The 3,064-nt window shown below is 67.3% G+C and carries 4 protein-coding genes; all 4 read left to right on the forward strand.

All coding sequences use genetic code 11. The features are described from left to right. Positions 1-452: transcription termination/antitermination protein NusG (gene nusG / locus ACTH43_RS09490; RefSeq protein ID WP_441444665.1), on the forward strand; the 452-nt coding region annotated here is incomplete at its 5' end. A 183-nt stretch (positions 453-635) separates the two neighbouring features. Further along, positions 636-1,067, forward strand: a complete 432-nt coding sequence (gene rplK / locus ACTH43_RS09495) for a 50S ribosomal protein L11 (RefSeq protein ID WP_441444666.1) — start codon at positions 636-638, stop codon at positions 1,065-1,067. 5 nt (positions 1,068-1,072) lie between these two features. Further along, entirely contained in the window at positions 1,073-1,792 is a 720-nt protein-coding gene (rplA, locus tag ACTH43_RS09500) for a 50S ribosomal protein L1 (RefSeq protein ID WP_441444667.1), read from the forward strand. 766 nt (positions 1,793-2,558) lie between these two features. Next, the coding region (gene rplJ / locus ACTH43_RS09505; protein ID WP_441444668.1) for a 50S ribosomal protein L10 at positions 2,559-3,064 on the forward strand (506 nt) is incomplete at its 3' end.

Raw genomic sequence — 3,064 nt, forward strand, 5'->3', positions numbered from 1 at the left:
TCCCGATGGAGGACGCGACCGAGGTCAAGAACGGCCAGAAGAAGATCGTCCGCCGCGTGCGAGTGCCCGGCTACGTGCTGGTGCGCATGGATCTGACCACCGAGTCCTGGCGCGTCGTGCGCGACACCCCTGGTGTGACCGGGTTCGTGGGCAATGCGACCGACCCCACCCCGCTGAGCTTCGACGAGATCTACTCGCTGCTGGCGCCCTCCGTCGGACTGCCGGAGAAGAAGCGCTCCTCGGGTGGCACGCCGGCCAAGGCCGCCGCTGCGCAGAAGATGCCCGACTTCCACGTCGGAGAGTCCGTCACGGTCATGGACGGTCCCTTCGAGACCATGCCGGCCACGATCTCCGAGATCCACACCGAGTCCCAGAAGCTTCAGGTGCTGGTGTCCATCTTCGGTCGCGAGACCCCGGTCGAGCTCGGCTTCGACCAGGTCACCAAGATCTGAGCGGCGCGCGGCAGCTGCCGCGTCAGTACGACCAGGATCACTCTCGATACCGGTCGACGCCGCCGCGACGTGCAGGTAACGTCGCACCCCGGACCCTTTTCCGCTTGACTGCGGAGATGGGTCCAGCCGTGGGAGGAGCGCATGATGAGCTCCGCCCGGACCACACCACAGTAAGGAAGAGCAATGGCTCCCAAGAAGAAGATCGCGAGCGTCATCAAGCTCCAGATCCAGGCCGGCGCGGCCACCCCTGCGCCGCCCGTGGGTCCCGCGCTCGGCGCTGCCGGCGTGAACATGATGGAGTTCGTGAAGGCCTACAACGATCGCACCGCGGACATGCGCGGCAACATCGTCCCGGTCGAGATCACGGTCTACGAGGATCGCTCGTTCACCTTCATCACGAAGACCCCGCCGGCCGCTGAGCTCATCAAGAAGGCCGCTGGGCTTTCGAAGGGTTCCGCGACGCCGCACACCGACAAGGTCGGCAAGATCTCCCAGGCACAGGTCCGCGAAATCGCGGAGACCAAGATGCCTGATCTGAACGCGAACGACATCGAGGCCGCGGCGAAGATCGTCGCCGGCACCGCTCGTTCCATGGGCATCACGGTGGAGGGCTGACGACAATGGGTTTCCGTAGCAAGGCATACAAGAACGGTGCAGCGCTGATCGAAGAGGGTCGCGCCTACTCACCGCTGGACGCACTGCGTCTGGCCCAGAAGTCCTCCCCGGCCAAGTTCGATGCCTCCGTCGAGGTCTCGATGCGCCTGGGTGTCGACCCCCGCAAGGCAGACCAGATGGTGCGCGGCACCGTCAACCTGCCCAACGGCACCGGCAAGACCGCCCGCGTCATCGTCTTCGCGACCGGTGCGCAGGCTGACGCCGCCCGTGAGGCCGGCGCCGACGAGGTCGGCGACGACGAGCTGATCGAGAAGGTCGCCGGCGGCTGGACCGACTTCGACGCGGCCGTGGCCACGCCGAACCTGATGGGCAAGGTCGGCAAGCTGGGCCGCGTGCTCGGCCCCCGCGGCCTCATGCCGAACCCCAAGACCGGCACCGTCACCATGGACGTGACCAAGGCCGTGTCCGACATCAAGGGCGGCAAGATCGAGTTCCGCACCGACCGTGCGGCGAACCTGCACTACCTGGTCGGCAAGGTCTCCTTCTCCGACCAGCAGCTGGTCGAGAACTACGTCGCAGCGCTGGACGAGATCCTGCGTCTGAAGCCGTCCTCCTCCAAGGGCCGCTACATCACCAAGATCACCGTGTCCACCACCATGGGCCCGGGCATCCCGGTCGACGTGAACCGCACCCGCAACCTCCTCGAGGACACCGACGAGGCCTGATCCTCTCCGGTACGCCTCGAAGGTGCACTCCGGCGCCCCGTCCACCAGCAGGTGGGCGGGGCGCCGTCGTCATGCACGGGGCGTTGGAATGTGACGACGCCCTGCCTGCCGCCGGCCGAGCCGCAGCGGCGCCCGACCGGCCCAGTCGCAGTTCCCCGCGACTGGCCCAGCCGCAGTTCCCGGCGATAGGCCCAGTCGCGGCCGCGCGCGATCGGCCCCTGTCGCGGGTTCCCCCACGACGCGCCGCGCGAGATCACCGATCTCTGCCGGAAACGGGGGAGATCGGTGATCTCGACGGCCTGAGAGCGGAGTGTCGCCATCTGCCCATCTGCCCATCTGCCCATCTGCCATTAGCCATCGCGGCATCGGCCGACGGGGAGCGAGCCGGGAGGGGGAGTGGGCCGGGGGCGGGCGTGTCCCTCGACGGCGGACTCGACGGGGGAGCGGACCGGCCCGGGATGTTGTCGCCAATGTGATGCAGAACGCGGCTCTCGCCATGGCGCGGGCGCGCGGGTCTGGTCTACTCTGGACCTACCGAAGACCGCCGGTTGTCGTGCTCGACCCCGAGAGCGACCGAAGAGATCCCGTCAGGGATGGCCTGCGCAGGTGAAGAAGCGACTTTCGCGAAGTCGCCCGTCCGGCCCCGGCTGGAGCCATTCGTGGTACGGGCACCCACCGCGTTCGAGGCCTCGACACTTGCGTGTCGAGGCCTTTCCTGTTCTCAGACTTCTTCACCCGGTGGCGAGAGACCTCTGGAAGGAGGGCCATGGCTAACCCCGAAAAGGTGGATGCCGTCTCGGAGATCGCGGAGCTTTTCCGCGAGTCCGATGCCGCTGTCATCACCGAGTATCGCGGGCTCAGCGTGGGTGACCTCAAGGAGCTTCGTCGCTCCCTGGGTTCCGAGACGACCTACGCCGTGGTGAAGAACACGCTCACGGAGATCGCCGCCCGCGAGGCCGGCATCACCGCTCTCGATGGCACGCTCAGCGGTCCTACCGCTATCGCCTTCATCAAGGGTGAGCCGGTGGGGCCTGCGAAGGCCCTGCGTGACTTCGCCAAGACCCACGACCAGCTCGTGATCAAGTCCGGCTTCTTCGAGGGCAATGTGCTCTCGCAGGAAGACGTCCAGAAGCTCGCGGACCTCGAGTCCCGCGAGGTCCTGCTGGCCAAGGCCGCTGGCGCTATGAAGGCGTCGATGGGCAAGGCCGCCGCAGTGTTTGCGGCGCCGCTGTCGAAGGCAGCACGCACCGTGGACGCGCTGCGGGCCAAGCA

This window comes from Brachybacterium sp. (assembly GCF_052095815.1).
GTDB lineage: Bacteria > Actinomycetota > Actinomycetes > Actinomycetales > Dermabacteraceae > Brachybacterium.

Bases quoted from the DNA above. Each gene is read 5' to 3' on its own strand.
- rplA (WP_441444667.1), top strand. From the start codon at position 1,073: ATGGGTTTCCGTAGCAAGGCATACAAGAACGGTGCAGCGCTGATCGAA.
- rplK (WP_441444666.1), top strand. From the start codon at position 636: ATGGCTCCCAAGAAGAAGATCGCGAGCGTCATCAAGCTCCAGATCCAG.